Annotated in this window: 18 protein-coding genes; 12 read left to right on the forward strand and 6 right to left on the reverse strand. The window is 46.0% G+C overall.

Annotated elements, in window-relative coordinates:
• Window positions 1-24 precede the first annotated feature (24 nt).
• The 9 genes from lptC (at window position 25) to mgtE (ending at window position 6,734) form a co-directional block, all read left to right on the forward strand.
• Entirely contained in the window at window positions 25-588 is a 564-nt protein-coding gene (gene lptC / locus R7093_RS19680) for an LPS export ABC transporter periplasmic protein LptC (protein WP_005381106.1), read from the forward strand.
• Window positions 569-1,063 (forward strand): lipopolysaccharide transport periplasmic protein LptA, encoded by a 495-nt coding sequence (lptA, locus tag R7093_RS19685; RefSeq protein WP_005381109.1) that lies wholly within the window; start codon window positions 569-571, stop codon window positions 1,061-1,063. The genes lptC and lptA overlap by 20 nt, the downstream gene beginning before the upstream one ends.
• 1 nt (window position 1,064) lies before the next feature.
• Window positions 1,065-1,790: an LPS export ABC transporter ATP-binding protein gene (gene lptB, locus R7093_RS19690; protein ID WP_005381111.1), complete on the forward strand. Its 726-nt coding sequence runs from the start codon at window positions 1,065-1,067 to the stop codon at window positions 1,788-1,790.
• A 50-nt stretch (window positions 1,791-1,840) separates the two neighbouring features.
• Window positions 1,841-3,310: an RNA polymerase factor sigma-54 gene (locus R7093_RS19695; RefSeq protein WP_005381112.1), complete on the forward strand. Its 1,470-nt coding sequence runs from the start codon at window positions 1,841-1,843 to the stop codon at window positions 3,308-3,310.
• 24 nt (window positions 3,311-3,334) lie between these two features.
• Complete coding sequence (gene hpf, locus R7093_RS19700; protein ID WP_005381114.1) at window positions 3,335-3,622, forward strand: ribosome hibernation promoting factor; 288 nt, start codon at window positions 3,335-3,337, stop codon at window positions 3,620-3,622.
• Window positions 3,623-3,624: 2 nt separating this feature from the next.
• Window positions 3,625-4,071, forward strand: coding sequence for a PTS IIA-like nitrogen regulatory protein PtsN (gene ptsN, locus R7093_RS19705; RefSeq protein WP_005381116.1), 447 nt, complete (start codon window positions 3,625-3,627; stop codon window positions 4,069-4,071).
• 14 nt (window positions 4,072-4,085) lie between these two features.
• Entirely contained in the window at window positions 4,086-4,949 is an 864-nt protein-coding gene (gene rapZ / locus R7093_RS19710) for an RNase adapter RapZ (protein ID WP_005381118.1), read from the forward strand.
• A gap of 2 nt (window positions 4,950-4,951) precedes the next feature.
• A complete protein-coding gene (locus tag R7093_RS19715) occupies window positions 4,952-5,227 on the forward strand; it encodes an HPr family phosphocarrier protein (RefSeq protein WP_005381120.1) in 276 nt (91 codons plus the stop codon).
• 148 nt (window positions 5,228-5,375) lie between these two features.
• Window positions 5,376-6,734 (forward strand): magnesium transporter, encoded by a 1,359-nt coding sequence (mgtE, locus tag R7093_RS19720; RefSeq protein WP_005381121.1) that lies wholly within the window; start codon window positions 5,376-5,378, stop codon window positions 6,732-6,734.
• A gap of 64 nt (window positions 6,735-6,798) precedes the next feature.
• Here mgtE and pmbA read toward each other — a convergent pair whose 3' ends face one another.
• Window positions 6,799-8,142, reverse strand: coding sequence for a metalloprotease PmbA (pmbA, locus tag R7093_RS19725; RefSeq protein ID WP_047103623.1), 1,344 nt, complete (start codon window positions 8,140-8,142; stop codon window positions 6,799-6,801).
• A gap of 110 nt (window positions 8,143-8,252) precedes the next feature.
• On the opposite strand from pmbA, the gene yjgA reads away from it, so the two are divergent.
• Entirely contained in the window at window positions 8,253-8,780 is a 528-nt protein-coding gene (yjgA, locus tag R7093_RS19730; RefSeq protein ID WP_005381124.1) for a ribosome biogenesis factor YjgA, read from the forward strand.
• A gap of 89 nt (window positions 8,781-8,869) precedes the next feature.
• On the opposite strand, the gene R7093_RS19735 is transcribed toward yjgA, so the two are convergent.
• Both R7093_RS19735 and rluA read right to left on the reverse strand, forming a co-directional pair.
• Window positions 8,870-9,832 (reverse strand): D-2-hydroxyacid dehydrogenase, encoded by a 963-nt coding sequence (locus tag R7093_RS19735; protein ID WP_047103625.1) that lies wholly within the window; start codon window positions 9,830-9,832, stop codon window positions 8,870-8,872.
• Between the two features lie 103 nt (window positions 9,833-9,935).
• The gene (gene rluA / locus R7093_RS19740; RefSeq protein ID WP_047103628.1) at window positions 9,936-10,688 is read right to left on the reverse strand and encodes a bifunctional tRNA pseudouridine(32) synthase/23S rRNA pseudouridine(746) synthase RluA; all 753 of its coding nucleotides are present in this window, start codon (window positions 10,686-10,688) and stop codon (window positions 9,936-9,938) included.
• Between the two features lie 341 nt (window positions 10,689-11,029).
• Between rluA and R7093_RS19745 the strand changes: the two genes are divergently transcribed.
• Complete coding sequence (locus tag R7093_RS19745; protein ID WP_005381130.1) at window positions 11,030-12,295, forward strand: NRAMP family divalent metal transporter; 1,266 nt, start codon at window positions 11,030-11,032, stop codon at window positions 12,293-12,295.
• A gap of 108 nt (window positions 12,296-12,403) precedes the next feature.
• On the opposite strand, the gene rapA is transcribed toward R7093_RS19745, so the two are convergent.
• Window positions 12,404-15,313 carry an RNA polymerase-associated protein RapA gene (gene rapA / locus R7093_RS19750; protein WP_005388434.1) on the reverse strand — a complete coding sequence of 970 codons (2,910 nt, stop codon included), beginning with the start codon at window positions 15,311-15,313 and terminating at the stop codon, window positions 12,404-12,406.
• Between the two features lie 561 nt (window positions 15,314-15,874).
• Between rapA and R7093_RS19755 the strand changes: the two genes are divergently transcribed.
• Complete coding sequence (locus R7093_RS19755; protein ID WP_005381133.1) at window positions 15,875-17,251, forward strand: PhoH family protein; 1,377 nt, start codon at window positions 15,875-15,877, stop codon at window positions 17,249-17,251.
• 66 nt (window positions 17,252-17,317) lie between these two features.
• Here the strand turns inward: R7093_RS19755 and tldD are convergent, their stop codons facing one another.
• Window positions 17,318-18,763: a metalloprotease TldD gene (gene tldD / locus R7093_RS19760; protein ID WP_005381134.1), complete on the reverse strand. Its 1,446-nt coding sequence runs from the start codon at window positions 18,761-18,763 to the stop codon at window positions 17,318-17,320.
• An 11-nt stretch (window positions 18,764-18,774) separates the two neighbouring features.
• Window positions 18,775-19,596, reverse strand: coding sequence for a carbon-nitrogen hydrolase family protein (locus tag R7093_RS19765; RefSeq protein ID WP_005381136.1), 822 nt, complete (start codon window positions 19,594-19,596; stop codon window positions 18,775-18,777).
• Window positions 19,597-19,619: the final 23 nt, after the last annotated feature.

The raw sequence follows: 19,619 nt of genomic DNA on the forward strand, positions 1-19,619 counted from the left end.
AGCTAAACGATAGGCCTTCATTATATGAGTTTTACTCGCCTTATTTATTTGCTCTTGATCTTCGTTGTAGCGTGGTGCGGTTATTACCTACTAACCCCTAAAGGCAACGACGCAATTCAAGTAGCACCAGATTCTGAACTGCCCATGTTCAGTGGTTCTGGATTAGAAAACATCACCTACGGTGAAGATGGTGTCCGCAGTTACATCATTCGCTCCACTAACTTAGACCATTATGCTAAGAGTGGAGATACTATTTTTAATAACCCGACTTTGATGGTTTACCGTGAAGGTAGCGTCATTGAATGGAAGGTGACTGCCACAAGAGCAGTGTTAGATGAAGACCAAGTTTTGACTTTATATGACAAAGTCTTAATGCAAAACCTTCTGCCTGGTGCGAGTTTTGATACCATGGCAACAGACAAATTGGTCATTAATCTAACCAATCGTGATTTTAAAGCTGACCAACAAGTGATGTTGGTTGGACCACAATTTGAAACTACTGGAGGCGCAATGCAAGGCAACTTAAAACAGCATACTGCGACTCTGACAGATGAAGTTCAAGGTCGATATGAAACCGTTACACCTTAGCCTACTGGCACTGGTATTGGCGGCGCCTCAAGCGCTGGCACTCAAGTCGGATACTCAACAGCCGGTTTACATAAACTCTGACACCCAACAGGTGGACATGAAGAGTAACCAGGTTGTTTTTGAAGGCGATGTATCTCTTAAGCAAGGGAGCATCAATATCGATGCTGATAGAATCGTGGTAACTCGCGATCCTAAAACCGAAGCAATTAAACAGATTCAAGCATTTGGTAAACCTGCGAAGTTTTCTCAGCTGATGGACGATGGTAAAACACTTAGCGGTCAAGCTACGGAGTTGGATTACCGTATTTCTACAGACGAACTGACCATGAAAGGTCAAGCGCAGCTGGCGCAAGACAACAACACCATTAAAGGTTCTTCGATTCGTTACCAAATTGGTAAACAAAAGCTAGTCGCAGATAGCTCTAAGGAAGAGCGCGTTACGACCATTTTGCAACCCAATCAGATAGAGAACTAATATGGCAGTACTGAGTGCGAAAAACTTGGCGAAAAGCTACAAAAAACGCAAAGTCGTCACTGATGTTAGCTTAGAAGTTGAATCTGGTCAGATTGTTGGGCTGCTCGGTCCAAACGGTGCGGGTAAAACCACCTCGTTTTACATGATTGTCGGCTTAGTACCTCGCGATGAAGGCACCATTACCATTGACGACAATGACATCAGTATTTTGCCAATGCATAGCCGTTCACGACTTGGCATTGGCTATCTTCCGCAAGAAGCGTCGATTTTCCGTAAGCTTTCAGTAGAAGATAACATCATGGCCGTACTTGAAACTCGTCAAGAAATGACGAGGGAAGAGCGCCAAGATAAACTGGAAGATTTGTTGGAAGAATTCCACATCCAGCACATCAGAACCAGTGCTGGTATGGCACTATCAGGGGGTGAGCGACGCAGGGTGGAAATCGCTCGAGCTTTAGCGGCCAACCCTCAGTTCATTTTATTGGATGAACCTTTCGCTGGTGTTGACCCAATTTCGGTTAATGACATCAAGAAAATCATTGAGCATCTGCGCGATCGTGGTCTCGGAGTGTTAATCACTGACCATAATGTACGTGAAACACTGGACGTATGTGAAAAAGCCTATATCGTGAGCCAAGGGCACCTAATTGCATCGGGAACTCCGGCAGAAGTTCTCAATAATGAACAGGTGAAACAAGTTTATCTCGGCGAACAATTCCGTCTATGATTATATTAGGAACGGTAAGATTCTGAGCATTACAAGGTAAGTAACACTGAATGAAACCTTCATTACAACTCAAGCTAGGTCAGCAGTTAGCCATGACGCCACAGTTGCAGCAAGCGATTCGCTTATTGCAATTGTCGACACTCGATCTTCAACAAGAAATCCAAGAAGCGTTGGACTCAAACCCATTATTGGAAGTTGAAGAAGGCCAAGACGAGCCTCTAGCAAACGGTGAAGATAAGTCAGCGGTCGAGGCTGCTGATAGCAACAGTGCTAGCGAACCAACAGAAATTGACGTTCCAGATAGCTCCGATGTGATAGAGAAATCAGAAATTAGCTCTGAACTTGAAATCGACACGACTTGGGATGACGTCTACAGCGCGAATACTGGTAGCACCGGCTTAGCTCTTGATGATGATATGCCCGTCTACCAGGGCGAAACCACTGAATCATTGCATGATTACCTCATGTGGCAGCTTGACCTAACACCATTCAGTGAAACCGACCGCACGATTGCATTAGCGATTATTGACGCTGTTGACGACTACGGCTATTTAACTTTGTCGCCTGAAGAGATTCATGAGAGCTTCGATAATGAAGAGATAGAGTTAGACGAAGTAGAAGCCGTTCGTAAACGCATTCAACAATTCGATCCTCTTGGCGTTGCATCGCGTAACTTACAAGAATGTTTGTTACTGCAACTGACGACCTTCCCAGAAGACACGCCGTGGCTTGCTGAAGCCAAAATGATACTTGCGGATCATATTGATCACCTAGGCAACCGAGACTACAAGCTCGTCATCAAAGAGACTAAGCTGAAAGAAGCCGATCTTCGTGAAGTCTTAAAGCTTATCCAACAGTTAGATCCTCGTCCAGGTAGTCGCATCACTCCTGATGATACCGAGTACGTAATTCCAGACGTATCCGTTTTTAAAGACAATGGCAAATGGACCGTTTCTATAAACCCGGATAGCGTGCCAAAATTAAAAGTAAATCAACAATATGCTCAATTAGGCAAAGGTAATAGCGCGGATAGCCAGTACATCCGCAGCAATTTGCAAGAGGCAAAATGGTTAATTAAGAGCTTAGAGAGTAGAAACGAGACGCTACTCAAAGTTGCAAGATGTATTGTTGAACATCAACAAGATTTCTTCGAGTATGGTGAGGAAGCCATGAAGCCAATGGTACTCAATGATGTCGCTTTGGCTGTGGACATGCATGAATCCACGATTTCTCGTGTAACAACGCAAAAGTTTATGCATACACCACGTGGTATTTTTGAATTGAAGTACTTCTTCTCTAGCCATGTTAGTACTGACAACGGCGGAGAATGTTCGTCAACAGCAATTCGTGCACTCATTAAAAAACTGGTCGCAGCAGAGAATACTGCCAAACCACTGAGTGATAGCAAGATTGCTGCTCTTCTGGCTGACCAAGGGATTCAGGTCGCAAGACGTACGATAGCCAAATATCGCGAATCCTTGGGAATTGCCCCTTCAAGTCAGCGTAAACGCCTATTATAAGGCACTAACTGAAAAGGAAAGTCTATGCAAATCAATATTCAAGGCCATCACGTTGATCTTACCGATTCAATGCAAGACTATGTAAATTCTAAGTTTCAGAAGCTCGAAAGGTTCTTCGACCATATCAATCAAGTGCATGTTGTACTAAAAGTTGAAAAAATCACTCAAATCGCGGAAGCTACGCTTCACATAAATCAAGGCGAAATCCACGCATCAGCCGATGACGAAAATATGTATGCCGCGATCGATTCGCTGGTAGATAAATTGGTTCGCCAACTTAATAAGCACAAAGAAAAACTAAACAGTCATTAATCATGCAACTGAGCGAAATACTGTCATTGGACTGCACCAAAAGTGCGGTCCACTGCACGAGTAAAAAACGCGCCCTTGAAATGATCAGCCGTATCGTGGCTGATCAAACGGGCCAAGATTCTACCGAGCTGTTCGAATGCATGCTCAATAGAGAAAAAATGGGCAGTACCGGTATCGGAAACGGTATTGCGATCCCTCACGCGAGAATGCAATCAAGCGACAAGGCCATTGCTGTCTTACTGCAATGTGATGAAGCAATCGAATTTGATGCGATTGACAATCGACCTGTCGATCTTCTTTTTGCGCTCCTTGTACCAGAAGAACAGTGCAAAGAGCACCTCAAGACTCTATCCTCTATGGCAGAACGTCTGAGCGATAAGCAAGTATTAAAACTACTGCGTAATGCTCAGAGTGATGAAGAACTTTACGACATCATGATTCACCAATAAGCAGGACTAACTCCATGCGACTAATCGTTGTTAGCGGGCACTCAGGTGCCGGTAAAAGTATTGCGCTTCGTGTACTGGAAGACTTAGGTTACTACTGTGTTGATAACCTGCCAGTTAACTTGCTGGACGCATTTGTTCATTCTGTTGCTGACAGCAAACAGAATGTTGCAGTCAGCATTGATATTCGTAATATTCCTAAAAAGCTAAAAGAACTGACGAGTACACTAGAACAGTTAAAAACTGAGCTTGATGTGACCGTGCTTTTCTTGGACGCTAATAAAGAAACGCTACTCAAACGCTACAGCGAAACACGCCGAATTCACCCGTTATCTTTAGGTGGCACCTCCCTCTCGCTCGATCAAGCCATCGAGCGTGAGAAGCAAATTTTGACGCCACTCAAAGCGCATGCAGATCTGGTCCTAAATAGTAGTGGGCAGTCTTTGCATGAATTGAGTGAAACTGTGCGTATGCGCGTTGAAGGCAGAGATCGCAAAGGGCTCGTTATGGTATTTGAGTCTTTTGGTTTTAAATACGGCCTGCCTTCCGATGCCGATTACGTATTTGACGTTCGCTTCTTACCTAACCCACATTGGGAACCAGCACTACGCCCGCTTACAGGTCTGGATGCTCCTATCGCCGCATTTTTAGAGCAACACCAATCGGTGTTAAGTTTGAAATATCAAATTGAAAGCTTTATAGAGAATTGGTTACCTCTGCTTGAGAAAAACAACCGCAGCTACCTGACCGTTGCAATCGGTTGTACTGGTGGTAAGCACCGCTCGGTGTACTTAACTCAGCAAATCGGTGAATACTTCGCCAACAAAGGACACCAAGTACAAATTCGCCATACCTCACTAGAGAAAAACGCTAAGGAGTAGCCGTGGAGTTAAGTCGTAAAGTATTGATTCAAAACCGCCTTGGCTTACATGCTCGTGCAGCAGTCAAACTGGTCGAACTGGCACAGAGCTTTGAAGCGGTCATCACCATCGACAATGAAGAAGACAAAACCGCCACAGCAGACAGCGTAATGGGCCTGTTAATGCTAGAGTCCGCTCAAGGACAATACGTCACGATCCACGCAACGGGTGGGCAAGCGGAAGAAGCACTGGATGCCGTTTGCCACTTGATCGAAGATAAATTTGATGAAGGCGAGTAGTTTACTCGCTTTTTTCTTACCTCCCATTATCTTTCTCTTCCCTGACCTAATAAATAAATTTGCTTAGTATCATAAGTTGTTATTAAAAGGCGCCTAGAATTAAGTTATTATTCAACGCATTGTAAATATCAGGAATTGGGAGGAATGAATGGCAGAGCAAATTGAATTCGACCAAGCTCACCAAGCCCTCCAAGAAGTCACAGAAGCGCTAGAAAATGGTCGCTTCGTCCATGTTCGTCGTCAATTACAGGACATGGAACCTGAGGATATCGCTCACCTTTTAGAAGCCTCCCCACGGAAGAGCCGTGAAGTTCTTTGGCAACTCACCGACCCTGAAGATTATGGTGAAATCCTTGACGAGCTGAACGAAGACGTCAAAGACAGCCTCGTATCCAAAATGGCACCAGAAGCGCTTGCAGAAGCGACAGAAGGCATGGATACCGATGACGTGGCTTACGTACTGCGTAGCTTGCCTGACAACCTGTCACGCGAAGTCCTGTCGCAAATGGACTCCTCTGACCGTCTACGGGTCGAAACCGCCCTATCCTACCCAGAAGACACTGCGGGTGGACTAATGAACACCGACGTCATCACAATTCGTGGTGACGTCGATGTGGACGTAGTTTTGCGTTATCTACGTATGAAAGGCGAGCTTCCAGAAGCTACGGATGCCCTGTATGTGATCGATGAAGAGAGTAAGCTCATCGGTGAACTGCCGATCACGACGCTTATTACCACTCAGCCAGACGTAAAAATCATTGATGTAATGGAAGACGCGGACGAGGCCATCACCGTCGATACTAGCGACTCAGATGTTGCGAGTCTGTTCGAACGCCGTAATTGGGTATCTGCACCTGTTGTTGATGAAAACTTGCATTTGGTCGGTCGTATCACCATCGATGACGTGGTTGACGTTATTCGTGAAGACGCGGAACACTCGATGATGAGTATGGCGGGTATGGACGATGACGAAGATACTTTCGCGCCTGTTGTAAAATCAGCTCGCAAACGCAGTATCTGGCTTGGCGCTAACGTATTAGCCGCCCTTGCTGCTGCTTCCGTTTCTAATATGTTTGAGGCCACATTAGATCAAATGGCGGCCATTGCAGTATTGATGACGATTGTTCCGTCCATGGGTGGTGTCGCTGGTAACCAAACCGTCGCACTAGTGATTCGTGGTCTTGCTCTTGGTCATATCGGTGACTCAAACAAACGCGAACTGTTAATGAAAGAAGCTTCGATCGGCTTACTCAACGGTATCATGTGGGCGCTGATTATTGGTGGTATTGTTGTTGCTTGGAAAGGTAACTGGATGCTCGGAGGAATCATTTCCGCCGCCATGCTGACCAACTTATTGGTCGCAGGTATTGCCGGAGTAACGATTCCAATCCTATTGAAAAAAATGAACATCGATCCCGCTTTAGCTGGTGGTATGGCATTAACAACAGTGACGGATGTGATTGGTTTATCTGTCTTCTTAGGGCTTGCCACAATACTGATTACCTAACAGAAAAAACGAAAAAGCCTGATGAACACATCAGGCTTTTTTGATTCTGAATTGCTAGAAAAGCTTATTCACCCGCCACTTTCATGCTATCCAGTAGGATAGAGCCCGTTTGGATTTGTGAGCGCGTTTCAATATCACTACCAACCGCCACAATCTTGGTGAACATGTCTTTTAGATTACCTGCGATGGTAATTTCTGATACTGGGTATTGGATTTCGCCATTCTCAACCCAGAAGCCTGCGGCACCGCGAGAGTAATCACCCGTTACCACGTTCACACCTTGTCCCATGACTTCTGTCACTAGAAGACCAGTACCGAGCTCTTTAAGCATTTGCTCGAAGTTTTGGCCTGTCGACTTCACGTACCAGTTATGAATCCCACCAGCGTGACCTGTCGGCGTCATCTTCATTTTACGTGCGGCATAACTGGTTAACAGATAAGTTGCTAGCACACCGTCGGTAATGATCTCACGGTCTTGAGTGTACACACCTTCACTATCGAATGGACTTGATGCCAAACCACGCAATACATGCGGACGTTCTGAGATATTGAACCATTCAGGAAGCACTTGTTTGCCTAGATGGTCAAGTAAGAAAGAAGATTTTCGGTACAGGTTACCACCGCTGATCGCCATAACGAGATGGCCAATCAAGCCTGTCGCAACATCAGCCGCAAACATGATTGGGTATTGACCTGTTTTTAGACGCTGCGCATCTAGGCGGTTAACCGTATTCTCTGCCGCCTTACGACCCACCGTTTCTGGGGTCCATAAGTCATCACGATGACGTGCCACGGTGTAGCTGTAATCACGTTCCATCTCGCCGTTTTGACCAACGCCAATTACACAACAGCTAGTACTATGTCGGCTAGACGCATAACTAGCTAATAAGCCATGGCTATTGCCATACACTTTCACGCCGTAATGACTATCATAACTCGCGCCATCACTTTGTTTGATTGCACTATTATAATTTAGCGCCTCTTTTTCTGCTGCAATCGCCACATTGGCAGCATAGTCTGGATCGGGTGCGTCAGGGTGGAAAAGATCAAGCTCAGGGATCTCTTGCACCATGTATTCTTTCGCTGCAGGGCCTGCAAATGGGTCTTCAGATGTGTAATGTGCAATATCTAGCGCCGCTATAACGGTTTGCTCGATTGCAGCTTCACTTAAATCAGACGTGGAAGCACTGCCTTTGCGTTGACCTCGGTAAACGGTAATGCCCAGCGCACCATCGCTGTTGAACTCGACATTTTCTACTTCACCCATACGAGTTGAAACACTTAAACCAGTGCTTTTAGTAATTGCGACTTCGGCGGCGTCAGATTTTGCCGATGCAAGCTTTAAGGCTCTTGCGACGGCTTGCTCTAGCTCGGTACGTTGCTCAGCAACCTGCTGTTTAATATCCATTGTCTTTCACATCTTGTCTTTGATGAACAATAGGATAACAAGAATTTCGCTTTCTCCCCATGATTCTTGTTAAAATAGTCATAATATTAATCAAAACACAGGCAACTGAAATGGCACGTAAGAATCAAAAAGCGCCATGGGAACCAGAAGAAGAGATCATCTGGGTAAGTAAATCCGAGATGAAGCGAGACATGGAAGAACTGCAAAAGCTAGGTGAGGAGCTTGTCGGCCTCAAACCTTCAGTTCTAGAAAAGTTTCCATTGAGCGAAGATTTGCGAGAAGCAATTGCTGACGCGCAACGCTTTAAAAATGAAGCGCGTCGTCGCCAATTGCAACGTATCGGTAAATTGATGCGTTACGAAGATCCAGAGCCAATCCAAGCCGCACTGGATAAAATTCGTAATAAGCACTCTCAATTAACGGCTGTATTCCACAAACTTGAAGCGTTGCGTGATCGCGTAGTGGAAGAAGGTGACAAAGCCATTGATGACGTAATGGAAATGTACCCAGAAGCGGATCGTCAGCGTCTACGCCAACTTGCTCGCCAAGCAGCGAAAGAGAAAAAAGCTGGGAAACCAGCAAAAGCGTACCGCGAAATCTTTCAGATCCTTAAAGGTCTAAACGAAGAAGAGTTTTAATTCGAGGGCTCACGCAATGAGCATTCGATTTAAACGCAAAAAGCAGACGTCAATGTCTGCTTTTTTTATCTTTGGTTTTACAGTCAGCGTTACACTAAGCGATTAACGCGGTCTCCGCGCTCGAAAGCGTTAATGTTCTCAATCAGGATTTCCGCTAAACGTTGGATAGATGAGTCGCTGCCCCATGCAACATGCGGTGTCAGTAACAAATTAGGTAAACTCATATTGGCAATCAGCGGATTGCTCTCATCAGCCGGTTCTTGTGTAAAAACATCAAAACCAGCCGCTGCAATTTCTTGCTGTTTTAAGGCATCCACCAGCGCGCTCTCATCCACCAAACCTCCACGCCCTGTATTAATCAAAATGGCGTTGGACTTCATTTGTTGCAACTCTGCTTGACCAATTAAATTCTGAGTATGATCGTTGAGCGGGCAATGCAAAGTCAGCGCATCGGAGCGTTTTAATACTTCCTCAAACGGCACATAACCTGGTCTACATTCTGCCGCCCCTTTACGCTCAGAAAACAACACGGTCATTCCTAACGCTTGAGCCAGATTCGCCGTCGCTTGCCCTAGAGCCCCACTACCAACAACACCTAACGTGCTACCACCAATATCCCCGATTGGGTGCGTAAAAAAACAAAACTGCTGGTTACGCTGCCACTCACCTGCGGCAATATCTTGGTGGTACCCAAATAAATTCCGTCTTAAAGCGAATAACATTGCCATCACGTGCTCGGGCACCGAACGCGTCGCGTAACCACGTACATTAGCAACCGCAATATCATGATTAGCACAGTAGTTCACATCGACGTTGTTAAAACCAGTTGCGGCAACGGCGATCATCCGTAATTTTGGTAGTTGCTCTAATACATGTTGGTCAAGCAGGACTTTATTGCTAATCACGATATCGGCATCTGCTAACCTTTCTATTACCTGCTCAGGCGCAGTTAGGTCGTACTCACGCCAGTGGTGCGGAAAGCCAGGTCGTGGGACCTCAATATGTTCTGGGATGGTCGCTCGGTCTAAAAATACGATGCTTGGCAAAGACATAACAACTCCTTGTTCACGGCTGAAAGACAGGATACATCAACCACAGTAACGAAATAGCCAAAAATAGCGAACTAGAAAGAACCGCTGTTGAGTGCAATTGGCATTAAGGGTGTGGCAACGTTTTATAATCAGGCAATGTACGCTCTGGCGAAAAATAGTTAAAGATCATCGCCTCGGCTTCAGGATAAAAGTCACAGGGTACAAAAATACTTCTCAACTGATCCGTAGCTGGGTGATAAAAACTTAGCTCCGCAGCGTGCAACTCTAAACGCTCTGAAAACTGATACGCCTGTTCAGTTGCATAAAACTCATCACCAATAATCGCATGACCAATCGCCATCAAATGCACGCGTAACTGATGCGATCGACCAGTAATGGGCAGTAGTCGCACAACGGTCGTATGAGTGCCATCAGGGTGCACTTCACGCTTCACTACTTGGAATAAAGTTTGAGATGGTTTGCCGTCGTCAAAACATACTTTTTGTCGTGGACGATTTGGCCAATCACAAATTAATGGAAGATCAATATTCCCTTCTTGCGGCTCAACATGCCCCCAAACACGTGCGTAATACACCTTGTGAGTGAGGCGATATTGGAACTGCTTTTTTAATGCTCGCTCCGCGGGTTTGTTTTTCGCCAGCAACATCAACCCTGATGTCGACATATCCAAGCGATGCACAACTTGAATTTCTGGATACAACTCTTTGAGGCGGCTCCACATGCTGTCGTAATGCTCTGCAAGGCGACCAGGGACAGACAGCAGCCCTGATGGCTTATTCACTGCCAGAATGTCGTCATCCTCAAAAACGATATCAACCCAAGGGTCGGTGGGAGGGGTATATTCAAGCATTGCCATGGGAGATCTCTACAAAATAAAAACGCCGCGATTATATACCCAAATAGCACCCGATGCAGGATTCTGAAGAAAAGTTCAACCCAATAAAACAAAGTCAATCCTTTAGCATAAAAACTAAAAATAGCACGTTGTAAATTTAGTTTGACAACAAGACGCATAACTGAATAGAGTGCTAGATGCACACAGCATGATATTCGCAAAGAATACTTAAAATAAATACATCAAAACACAGCATTTAAAAGACATTACCGTTGCGCAGTATAGGGCGATCGCTCAGCTTGTCATGTACTGCGGTATGTATCTCTTTAGAAAGATACATAAGATAAAAAGGACAATAAGCAATGGACTCCGCCGTTATAGATAAACCCCAATCCAAACTTTCCTTATTTTTTCGTTCGCTAGGCCCCGGCATATTAATGGCATCTGCTGCGGTCGGTGGCTCTCACCTCGTGGCATCAACCAAGGCTGGTGCGATTTATGGTTGGCAATTGGCTGCACTGATTCTGCTCGTAAACCTGTTTAAATACCCTTTTTTCCGAGCGGGCGTACAGTACACCATGGGGACAGGGCTCACCTTGGTTGAGGGCTACGCGAAATTAGGTCGGCCTTATCTATGGCTATTTCTATTTCTTAGCGTGGTATCGGCCGTCATCAATACCGCCGCTTTGTTGATGTTTAGCGCTAGCTTGCTGGGCTACTTCATTCCGTTTTCACTATCAATGGCATCACTCAGCATCATTGTGATTGTCACCTGCCTGATCATATTATTTGCTGGCCATTACAAAGCGCTCGATACGCTATCTAAGGTGATCATGTCGGTGTTAACCATCGCGACTTTACTCGCTGTTTCTATCGCCTTTGGTAACCCTGTTGAGCAAGTAGCCAACTTCGAGCCGCCGTCACCTTGGTCTATTGCGGCTATTGGTTTTATCGTCGTGACAATGGGGTGGATGCCTGCACCGATAGAGATCTCCTGTTTAACCTCAGCGTGGCTAAAACGCCAATCAAGCCAGCAAGAAGTAACATACCGCTCTGCTCTATTTGACTTTAATGTCGGTTATATTGGCACGGCGTTTCTTGCCATTATCTTTGTATCGCTAGGCTCTTTGATGCTTTATGGTTCTGGCGTTGCGCTTGAAAGCTCTGGCGTTGGCTTCTCCCACCAATTGGTTGGCTTATATGCGGCAACGATTGGCGAATGGTCTCGTTACTTGATCGCGGTAATTGCGTTTTTCTGTATCTTTGGCAGCACGATTACCGTTATTGATGGCTATTCGCGCGTTATTTCGGATTCTCAACGCTTACTGCGCTCGCAACCAGACACTAACCCTAAAACCACTTCAGCGATCATGCTGGTAGTCTCCTTACTTGCATTGGGTATTGTGGTTTTCTGGGCTTCTGCGTTATTGCCTATGCTGAACTTTGCGATGATCCTCGCCTTTATGACCACGCCATTCTTTGCTCTGCTAAATTACACATTAGTGAGCAAAACTGAGTTACCTGAGCCTTTGGCTGTTGGACCTAAACTAAAGTGGTTGTCGATTGCAGGCCTGATTTACTTGTTTGGCTTCTTGGCTGTATTTATCTGGTGGAAGTGGTTGATGTAAATGAGATAGCTATCAGTGATTAATGCATTCCGCTTAAAGAAACTAAACCGTAAATAAAGAAAAAGGTCTTCAACTGAAGACCTTTTTTAATGAGCAATAAATACTTACTTAGTTGTGGCTCACCACAATCAAACGCAGCGAGTCGAGCTGAACCTGAGCTTGGTTGATGTAACCAGTGAGCTCTTTAATTTGTGCGTCGATAGCTTCAATTTCTTCGTCACGAATATTTGGGTTCACCGCTTTCAGTGCTTGCAAACGCTCAAGCTCTGCATTCAAACTGTGCTGCATATCTTGATGAGCTTGTTTGCGTACTTCTTCGACCTTCTCTTCAATAAGAACATCACCGGCTTCAATTAAGCGGTGTACGTCTTTCTGTACCGACGTAACCAACTTGCTACCTAAGTGACGGTTTACAGGGCTGAGCTGGCGGTTAAAGCTTTCAAACTCCACTTGAGCAGACAAATCATTACCACGCGAGTCCATCATTAAACGGATTGGCGTTTTCGGTAAGAAGCGCGCGATACCACTGCGTTTTGGCGCTTGCGCATCTACCGCGTAAATCAACTCAAGAAGAATAGTCCCGACTGGTAACGCTTTGTTTTTCAATAGAGATACCGCAGACGTCCCCACCCCTTCACTCATTAGAAGATCGATACCACCCTGGATCATTGGGTGTTCCCAACTGATAAAGTGCATATCTTCACGAGATAAAGCCGTATCACGATCAAACGTGATCGTCGCTCCTTCGTATGGCAGACCTGGGTAGCTTGGCACCATCATGTGCTCAGATGGGGTCACAATCAGGGCGTTTTCACCTTTATCGTCTTGATTCAAGCCAATCGTGTCAAAAAGAGAAAGTGCGAAGGTGACCAGATTGGTATCGCCGTCAGTTGATTCAATTTTCTCAACGATTTGTTGTGCTTTTTCCCCGCCATTTGAATGCATTTCTAATAGGCGATCACGGCCTTGCTCCAATTGGGATTTCAGCTCTTTATTCATTTTTGCTGACGCTTCAATGATCTCATCTAGCGTGCTGGTATCACCAGAGGCAAGAATTTCAATCAGATCATCGGAGTACTTATCGTAAACAGCACGGCCTGTTGGGCAGGTTTCCGCAAAAGCGTTCAGGCCTTCATCGAACCAACGTGCTAGGATCGCTTGCGATGTGCCTTTCAGGTAAGGAACATGAATGTCGATATCGCGATTTTGACCGATACGGTCCAAACGACCAATACGTTGCTCAAGCAAGTCTGGGTTAAATGGCAAGTCGAACATGACAAGTTGGTTGGCAAACTGGAAGTTACGACCTTCAGAGCCGATTTCGCTACAGATAAGAACTTGTGCTCCACCTTCTTCTTGCGCAAAGTAAGCCGCCGCTTTGTCACGTTCAAGAATCGACATACCTTCGTGGAAAACGGTGGCGCGGATACCTTCACGCTCACGCAGTGCTTGCTCCAATTGCAGTGCGGTACTCGCACGAGAAGCAATCACGAGGATTTTCTCGCTGCGCTTCTCTTTTACTTTTTCAAGCAACCAATTCACACGCGAGTCAAACTGCCACCAGCTCGCGTCATCGCCTTCAAATTCTTGGAAAATTTCTTCCGGGTAAAGGTTCTTCATCGCACGTGCTTCAGAACTCATCTTACCGCCAATCATTCCAGCAACACGCATTGATGTAGTGTATTGCGGTGGAATATCCATTGGCATCAGATGCACGTTACGCGTAGGGAAGCCTTTGATGGCCGCGCGCGTGTTACGGAACAAAACACGCCCTGTACCATGACGATCCATCAAGTTATCGATCAGCTCTTGGCGTGCCGACGCTTTAGCTTCTTCGTCCGCTTCACTTTCAATAATACGGAAAAGTGGTTCTACGTCTTGTTCAGACAACAACTCAGTGATCTGGTTTTTTGCTTCATTAGGTAGCTTTTCACCGGAAAAGAGTGAAGTAATCGCATCTGCTACGGGCGCGTATTGCTCTTCTTCCTCAACGAATGCTTCGTAATCATAGAAGCGGTCTGGATCCAACAAACGCAGACGAGCAAAGTGACTCTCACGACCAAGCTGCTCTGGCGTTGCAGTCAGTAGCAACACACCTGGAGTACGTTCAGCCAAGCCTTCTACCACTTGGTATTCACGGCTCGGTTTATCTTGGCTCCATTCAAGGTGATGCGCTTCATCGACAACCAGTAGGTCCCATTCACCTTCCAGTGCTTGTTCAAAACGCTTGCGGCTCTTGCGTAGGAAATCCAAAGAACACAGCACATATTGCTGAGTATCAAATGGGTTTTCTGCATCCGCAAAAGCTTCGATACAGCGCTCTTCGTCAAAGATAGAGAAATGCAGATTGAAACGACGCATCATCTCAACCAGCCATTGATGCTGCAGTGTTTCAGGCACCACAATCAAAATGCGTTCGGCACGACCAGACAGAACTTGTTGGTGGATGATCATACCCGCTTCAATGGTTTTACCCAAACCTACCTCATCCGCCAACAAGACGCGTGGCGCGTGACGACGGCCAACTTCGTGCGCGATGTAAAGCTGATGAGGGATCAAACCTGCACGCATACCGCATAGGCCACGCATTGGGCTCTTATGCTGCTCAAACTGGTTGGTTAGCGCACGGTAACGCAGAACAAAGTTGTCCATACGGTCGATTTGACCGGCGTACAACTTATCTTGAGGTTTGTTAAAACGAATTTGGTTGCTAAGGAAAATCTCACGCAGAACAACAGCGGTTTCTTGCGTGTCTTCACGAGTACCGAAATAGGTGTAAAGACCTTCATCTTCCAGTACTTCTTCTACTTTTAGAGACCAACCTTCTTGGCAATCGATGACATCCCCAACATTAAAGGTGACTCGGGTAACAGGTGCATCGTTACGTGCGTAAACTCGGTTTTCCTCTGACGCTGCAAACATCAATGTCACAGTACGAGCATCCATTGCTACAACGGTACCTAAACCTAAATCGCTTTCCGTATCGCTAATCCAGCGCTGCCCCAAAGCAAATGTCATGAATTGACTACCTCGTTATTAGTTCTTGATTCGTATTTCTTGTTGGTCTACTCATGCCCGTGGGCATGGATAATAGTTTAGATCTGATTCTGGCTTCTGCTATGCCGATAGCATTCGTCATTTCAGTATGAACTGAGTATTTTTTAAGCCAGCTCAACATGATAAATCGGACGTAGCCTATACGCAGAAAAAGGTCGCTAATCTTACTTGAAGCTGTGATTTAGGTCACGCCGAAACCGCACCAAGCAGAAACTTTTTTTCCCAAACTCTAAATGCAATCAAATTGTAAAATACTCATGCCAATTATTAAGTTGTAGAACGTAAATATTACGTATACTTCTAATGAGGGGCGTTTAAAACCATTGCATATGATTTAAGCGCGTTAGTACACGATTAGGATCAACACGGGTTTGCAGTAAGTTGTCTTGCTACTCGGTTGCACACTAGCCGACATCAGCCCGACAACCTCTATTGCAAGCAATCAGAGTTAGGTCACTTCACACCTATTTGGAAACGACCTAACAACTCGCATGCAGAGCCGTACTACGGCAAGGAGACGCTATGGGCGATACCGATCGGAAACTGTTTGTACTCGATACCAACATTCTTCTTCATGAACCCTTTGCCATCTTCTCTTTCCAAGAACACGATGTCGTTATCCCCATGACCGTGTTGGAAGAACTCGACCGAATCAAAGACAGCAAGCGCGACGTTGCAAGAGATGCGCGCGTGGCTATTCGCACCTTGGAAGATTTGTTTAAAGAAGCAACGCCAGATGAAATCTCTGAAGGCATTCCTGTTTCTAAAGACAACCCCGACCAAGGTACTATTTCCATTTTGGCGGATTTTGAACTGCAGGAAACCGTCAAAGCCTTCGCCGACAAAGCCGGTGACAACCGTATTCTCAACGCGGTGCTTTATCTGCAAAATAAACGTGCACCACGTGAAGTGGTACTGATCACGAAAGACATCAACATGCGTCTGCGAGCCAAAGGGGCTGGTGTACGCTTTGTTGAGGACTATAGAACCGACCAACTGATTGACGACATTCAATACCTAACCAAAGGCTTTCAATTGCGTGAAGGTGATTTCTGGAGCGGTATTGAGGAAGTAGAAAGCTATGCACTGGGCGGAAAAACTTACCACAAACTCAGTCGCGAACCCTTCGACCCAACCTTTATCAACCAATACGTTATTGATGAAGACAGTGACTTTGCTGGTCGCGTAGAAACCATCAATGAAGACAAGCTAACGCTTCTCGACCTGAGCCGCGAACGTCTAATGCATCGTAAGGCTTGGGACATCACACCTAAAAATATCTACCAGGGAATGGCGTTAGATGCCTTACTCGATCCAGAAATTGACTTGGTGATTCTAACGGGTGCGGCGGGTAGTGGTAAGACATTACTGGCAATGGCAGCAGCATTGGAGCAAACCATTGAAAAAAGCATGTTCGATAAAATTATCGTAACACGTAACACGCCAGATATCGGTGAATCCATCGGCTTCTTACCCGGCTCCGAAGAGGAGAAAATGATGCCGTGGTTAGCGGCGGTGACCGATACCTTGGAAGCGCTACATAAACACGATCACTGCACTGAAGGCTCATTGAAGTACATCTGCGATAAAGCCAACATTCAATTTAAATCGATCAACTTTATGCGTGGCCGTTCAATTCAAAATGCGTTTGTACTGCTTGATGAGTGTCAAAACCTCACTGCATCACAAATCAAAACCATCATTACCCGCTGTGGTGAAGGAACCAAAATCGTCTGCTCCGGTAACTTGGCGCAGATTGACTCCCATTACCTCACCCCAGTGACCTCTGGTTTGACCTACATGGTTGAACGCTTCAAGAACTTTGAAGGCAGCGCGAATATTCACCTCAACGGCGTGGTTCGTAGCCGCTTGGCGGAATTTGCTGAAGAAAACCTGTAATTGACACCGACTCACAAAGCAAAAGAGCGCTCTAATGAGCGCTCTTTTTATAACGATTCAACTGAGTTACTCAGTGCCACCTACTGTCAGTGAGTCCAGTTTCAAGGTCGGCTGACCAACCCCAACTGGCACACTTTGACCTGCTTTACCACATACGCCAACGCCCTTGTCGATACTTAGGTCGTTACCGACCATAGAGACTTGCTGCATTGCTTCGATACCTGATCCAATCAACGTCGCACCTTTAACAGGGCGCGTAATTTTACCGTTTTCAATCAAGTATGCTTCGGATGCAGAGAACACAAACTTACCCGAAGTAATGTCCACCTGACCGCCACCAAAGTTTGGCGCATACAACCCTTTCTCGACCGTCGAGATTATTTCTTCTGGCGTATGTTCACCTGGTAGCATGTAGGTGTTGGTCATACGCGGCATTGGTAAATGTGCATAAGACTCACGACGACCGTTACCTGTTGGGTTCACACCCATTAACCGCGCGTTTAGCTTGTCTTGCATGTAACCTTTCAGCACACCATTTTCGATAAGCGTGTTGTACTGGCCGTTTACCCCTTCATCATCCACATTCAGTGAACCACGAAGGTCTTTTAACGTGCCATCATCGACGATGGTACACAGCGAAGACGTCACTTGTTGACCCATTTTGCCAGAGAAAACCGAAGATTCCTTCCGGTTAAAATCACCTTCTAGGCCATGACCTACCGCTTCGTGTAGCAACACGCCAGGCCAGCCAGAACCCAATACCACTGGCATCATGCCAGCTGGTGCTGCTTCTGCTTCAAGGTTGATTAACGCCATGCGAATCGCTTCGTCTGCGTAATGAAAAGCTTGTTTCACACCATTGCTTTCCGTTAAAAAGAAATCGTAACCGAAACGGCCGCCGCCACCAGCGCTACCGCGTTCACGTCGTTCACCTTTTTGTGCGAGCACGCTAATAGACAAACGCACCAAAGGACGAATATCGCCTGCATAAGTACCGTCTGTTGCCGCAACGAGCATCTGCTCATGCACACCGCTGATGCTGATCGAGACCTCTTTAATCAATGGTTCTTTAGTGCGGATGTAAGCATCTAGAGATTTGAGCAATTCTGTTTTTTGCTGCTTTTCCCATTCAGCTAGTGGATTCACAGCGGCGTAGTACGCTTGGTTTTCGGTGCGTTTAAACGCTTGGACTTTACCATTCTGCCCTTGCTGAGCAATACCGCGCGCCGCCATTGCACTCTGCTTCAGGCCTTCAGGCTGGATTTGATCAGAGTAGGCAAAGCCGGTTTTCTCGCCAGTTACTGCACGGACACCAACACCACAATCAATGTTAAAAGAGCCATCTTTGATGATGCTGTCTTCTAGAACCAGAGACTCATGCCAGCTGGACTGAAAGTAAATGTCCGCATAATCGATCTGGCGCGTCGCAATGCTGGCAAGCGTGTCAGCAATGTCTTGTTCTGTCAGACCATTTGGGGCAAGGAGTGCCTGTTCTATTTGGTTTGTGCTCATAGTTAGCTCTTTTATTTCCGTCTCAATTCATTTTGAAAGCGACTGTGTTGAGTCAGCGGCATATTCTGCCTTACTTGTTGGCTTTGTGACAAATCTATCTCAGTCACCAATAAACCTACTTCATCCTGAAGCTGTTTATGGATACGTCCCCAAGGGTCAACGACCATTGAGTGTCCCCATGTTTTTCGTCCACATGGATGCGTTCCAGTTTGTCCGCTTGCCAAAATCCAACATTGTGTCTCAATCGCTCTAGCTCGCAATAATACTTCCCAGTGAGCTTGCCCCGTCACAGCGGTAAACGCAGCGGGCACCACAATGATATCCGCCCCTTCTTGACGCAATACTTTATAAAGTTCTGGGAAACGTAAATCATAACAAATACTCAATCCAACACTGCCGATATCAGTTTCCGCAACGACTATTTGATTACCCGCCATAAACGTATCCGACTCACGATAACTACCATAACCATCGGCTACGTCGACATCAAACATATGCAGTTTGTCATAGTGAGCAATGCATTTACCGTGCGGCGGAAATACAAGTGTTGTGGTGGTGACACCTTTTGCGGTTTGAATGGGCATGCTTCCGACAATTAGCGTTAACTGGTTCTTTCTAGCGATTTCACAGAGCCGCTGTTGAATCATGCCACTGCCAAGTGGCTCTGCATGTTGATGATAAGCTTCGCGACTGGAAAATAGCACTGTATTTTCAGGAGTAAGAACAAGTTTGGCACCTTGCTTGCTCGCTAAAGCACACTGTTTTTCAATGAAGTCCAAATTCGCGTTAATATCCGGACCCGAAGTCATTTGAATAATGCCAACACGCTCCATGTGTTTCCTCCCTATTCCATTAT

Source organism: Vibrio sp. 1580 (assembly GCF_033340055.1).

What these genes read in the sequence shown, in the direction of transcription:
- lptA (WP_005381109.1), top strand. Translation starts at nt 569, where the DNA reads ATGAAACCGTTACACCTTAGCCTACTGGCACTGGTATTGGCGGCGCCT.
- mgtE (WP_005381121.1), top strand. Translation starts at nt 5,376, where the DNA reads ATGGCAGAGCAAATTGAATTCGACCAAGCTCACCAAGCCCTCCAAGAA.
- R7093_RS19745 (WP_005381130.1), top strand. Translation starts at nt 11,030, where the DNA reads ATGGACTCCGCCGTTATAGATAAACCCCAATCCAAACTTTCCTTATTT.
- R7093_RS19735 (WP_047103625.1), bottom strand. Translation starts at nt 9,832, where the DNA reads ATGTCTTTGCCAAGCATCGTATTTTTAGACCGAGCGACCATCCCAGAA.
- ptsN (WP_005381116.1), top strand. Translation starts at nt 3,625, where the DNA reads ATGCAACTGAGCGAAATACTGTCATTGGACTGCACCAAAAGTGCGGTC.
- pmbA (WP_047103623.1), bottom strand. Translation starts at nt 8,142, where the DNA reads ATGGATATTAAACAGCAGGTTGCTGAGCAACGTACCGAGCTAGAGCAA.
- tldD (WP_005381134.1), bottom strand. Translation starts at nt 18,763, where the DNA reads ATGAGCACAAACCAAATAGAACAGGCACTCCTTGCCCCAAATGGTCTG.
- yjgA (WP_005381124.1), top strand. Translation starts at nt 8,253, where the DNA reads ATGGCACGTAAGAATCAAAAAGCGCCATGGGAACCAGAAGAAGAGATC.
- R7093_RS19765 (WP_005381136.1), bottom strand. Translation starts at nt 19,596, where the DNA reads ATGGAGCGTGTTGGCATTATTCAAATGACTTCGGGTCCGGATATTAAC.
- R7093_RS19695 (WP_005381112.1), top strand. Translation starts at nt 1,841, where the DNA reads ATGAAACCTTCATTACAACTCAAGCTAGGTCAGCAGTTAGCCATGACG.
- rapZ (WP_005381118.1), top strand. Translation starts at nt 4,086, where the DNA reads ATGCGACTAATCGTTGTTAGCGGGCACTCAGGTGCCGGTAAAAGTATT.
- R7093_RS19755 (WP_005381133.1), top strand. Translation starts at nt 15,875, where the DNA reads ATGGGCGATACCGATCGGAAACTGTTTGTACTCGATACCAACATTCTT.
- lptC (WP_005381106.1), top strand. Translation starts at nt 25, where the DNA reads ATGAGTTTTACTCGCCTTATTTATTTGCTCTTGATCTTCGTTGTAGCG.
- hpf (WP_005381114.1), top strand. Translation starts at nt 3,335, where the DNA reads ATGCAAATCAATATTCAAGGCCATCACGTTGATCTTACCGATTCAATG.
- lptB (WP_005381111.1), top strand. Translation starts at nt 1,065, where the DNA reads ATGGCAGTACTGAGTGCGAAAAACTTGGCGAAAAGCTACAAAAAACGC.
- rapA (WP_005388434.1), bottom strand. Translation starts at nt 15,313, where the DNA reads ATGACATTTGCTTTGGGGCAGCGCTGGATTAGCGATACGGAAAGCGAT.
- rluA (WP_047103628.1), bottom strand. Translation starts at nt 10,688, where the DNA reads ATGGCAATGCTTGAATATACCCCTCCCACCGACCCTTGGGTTGATATC.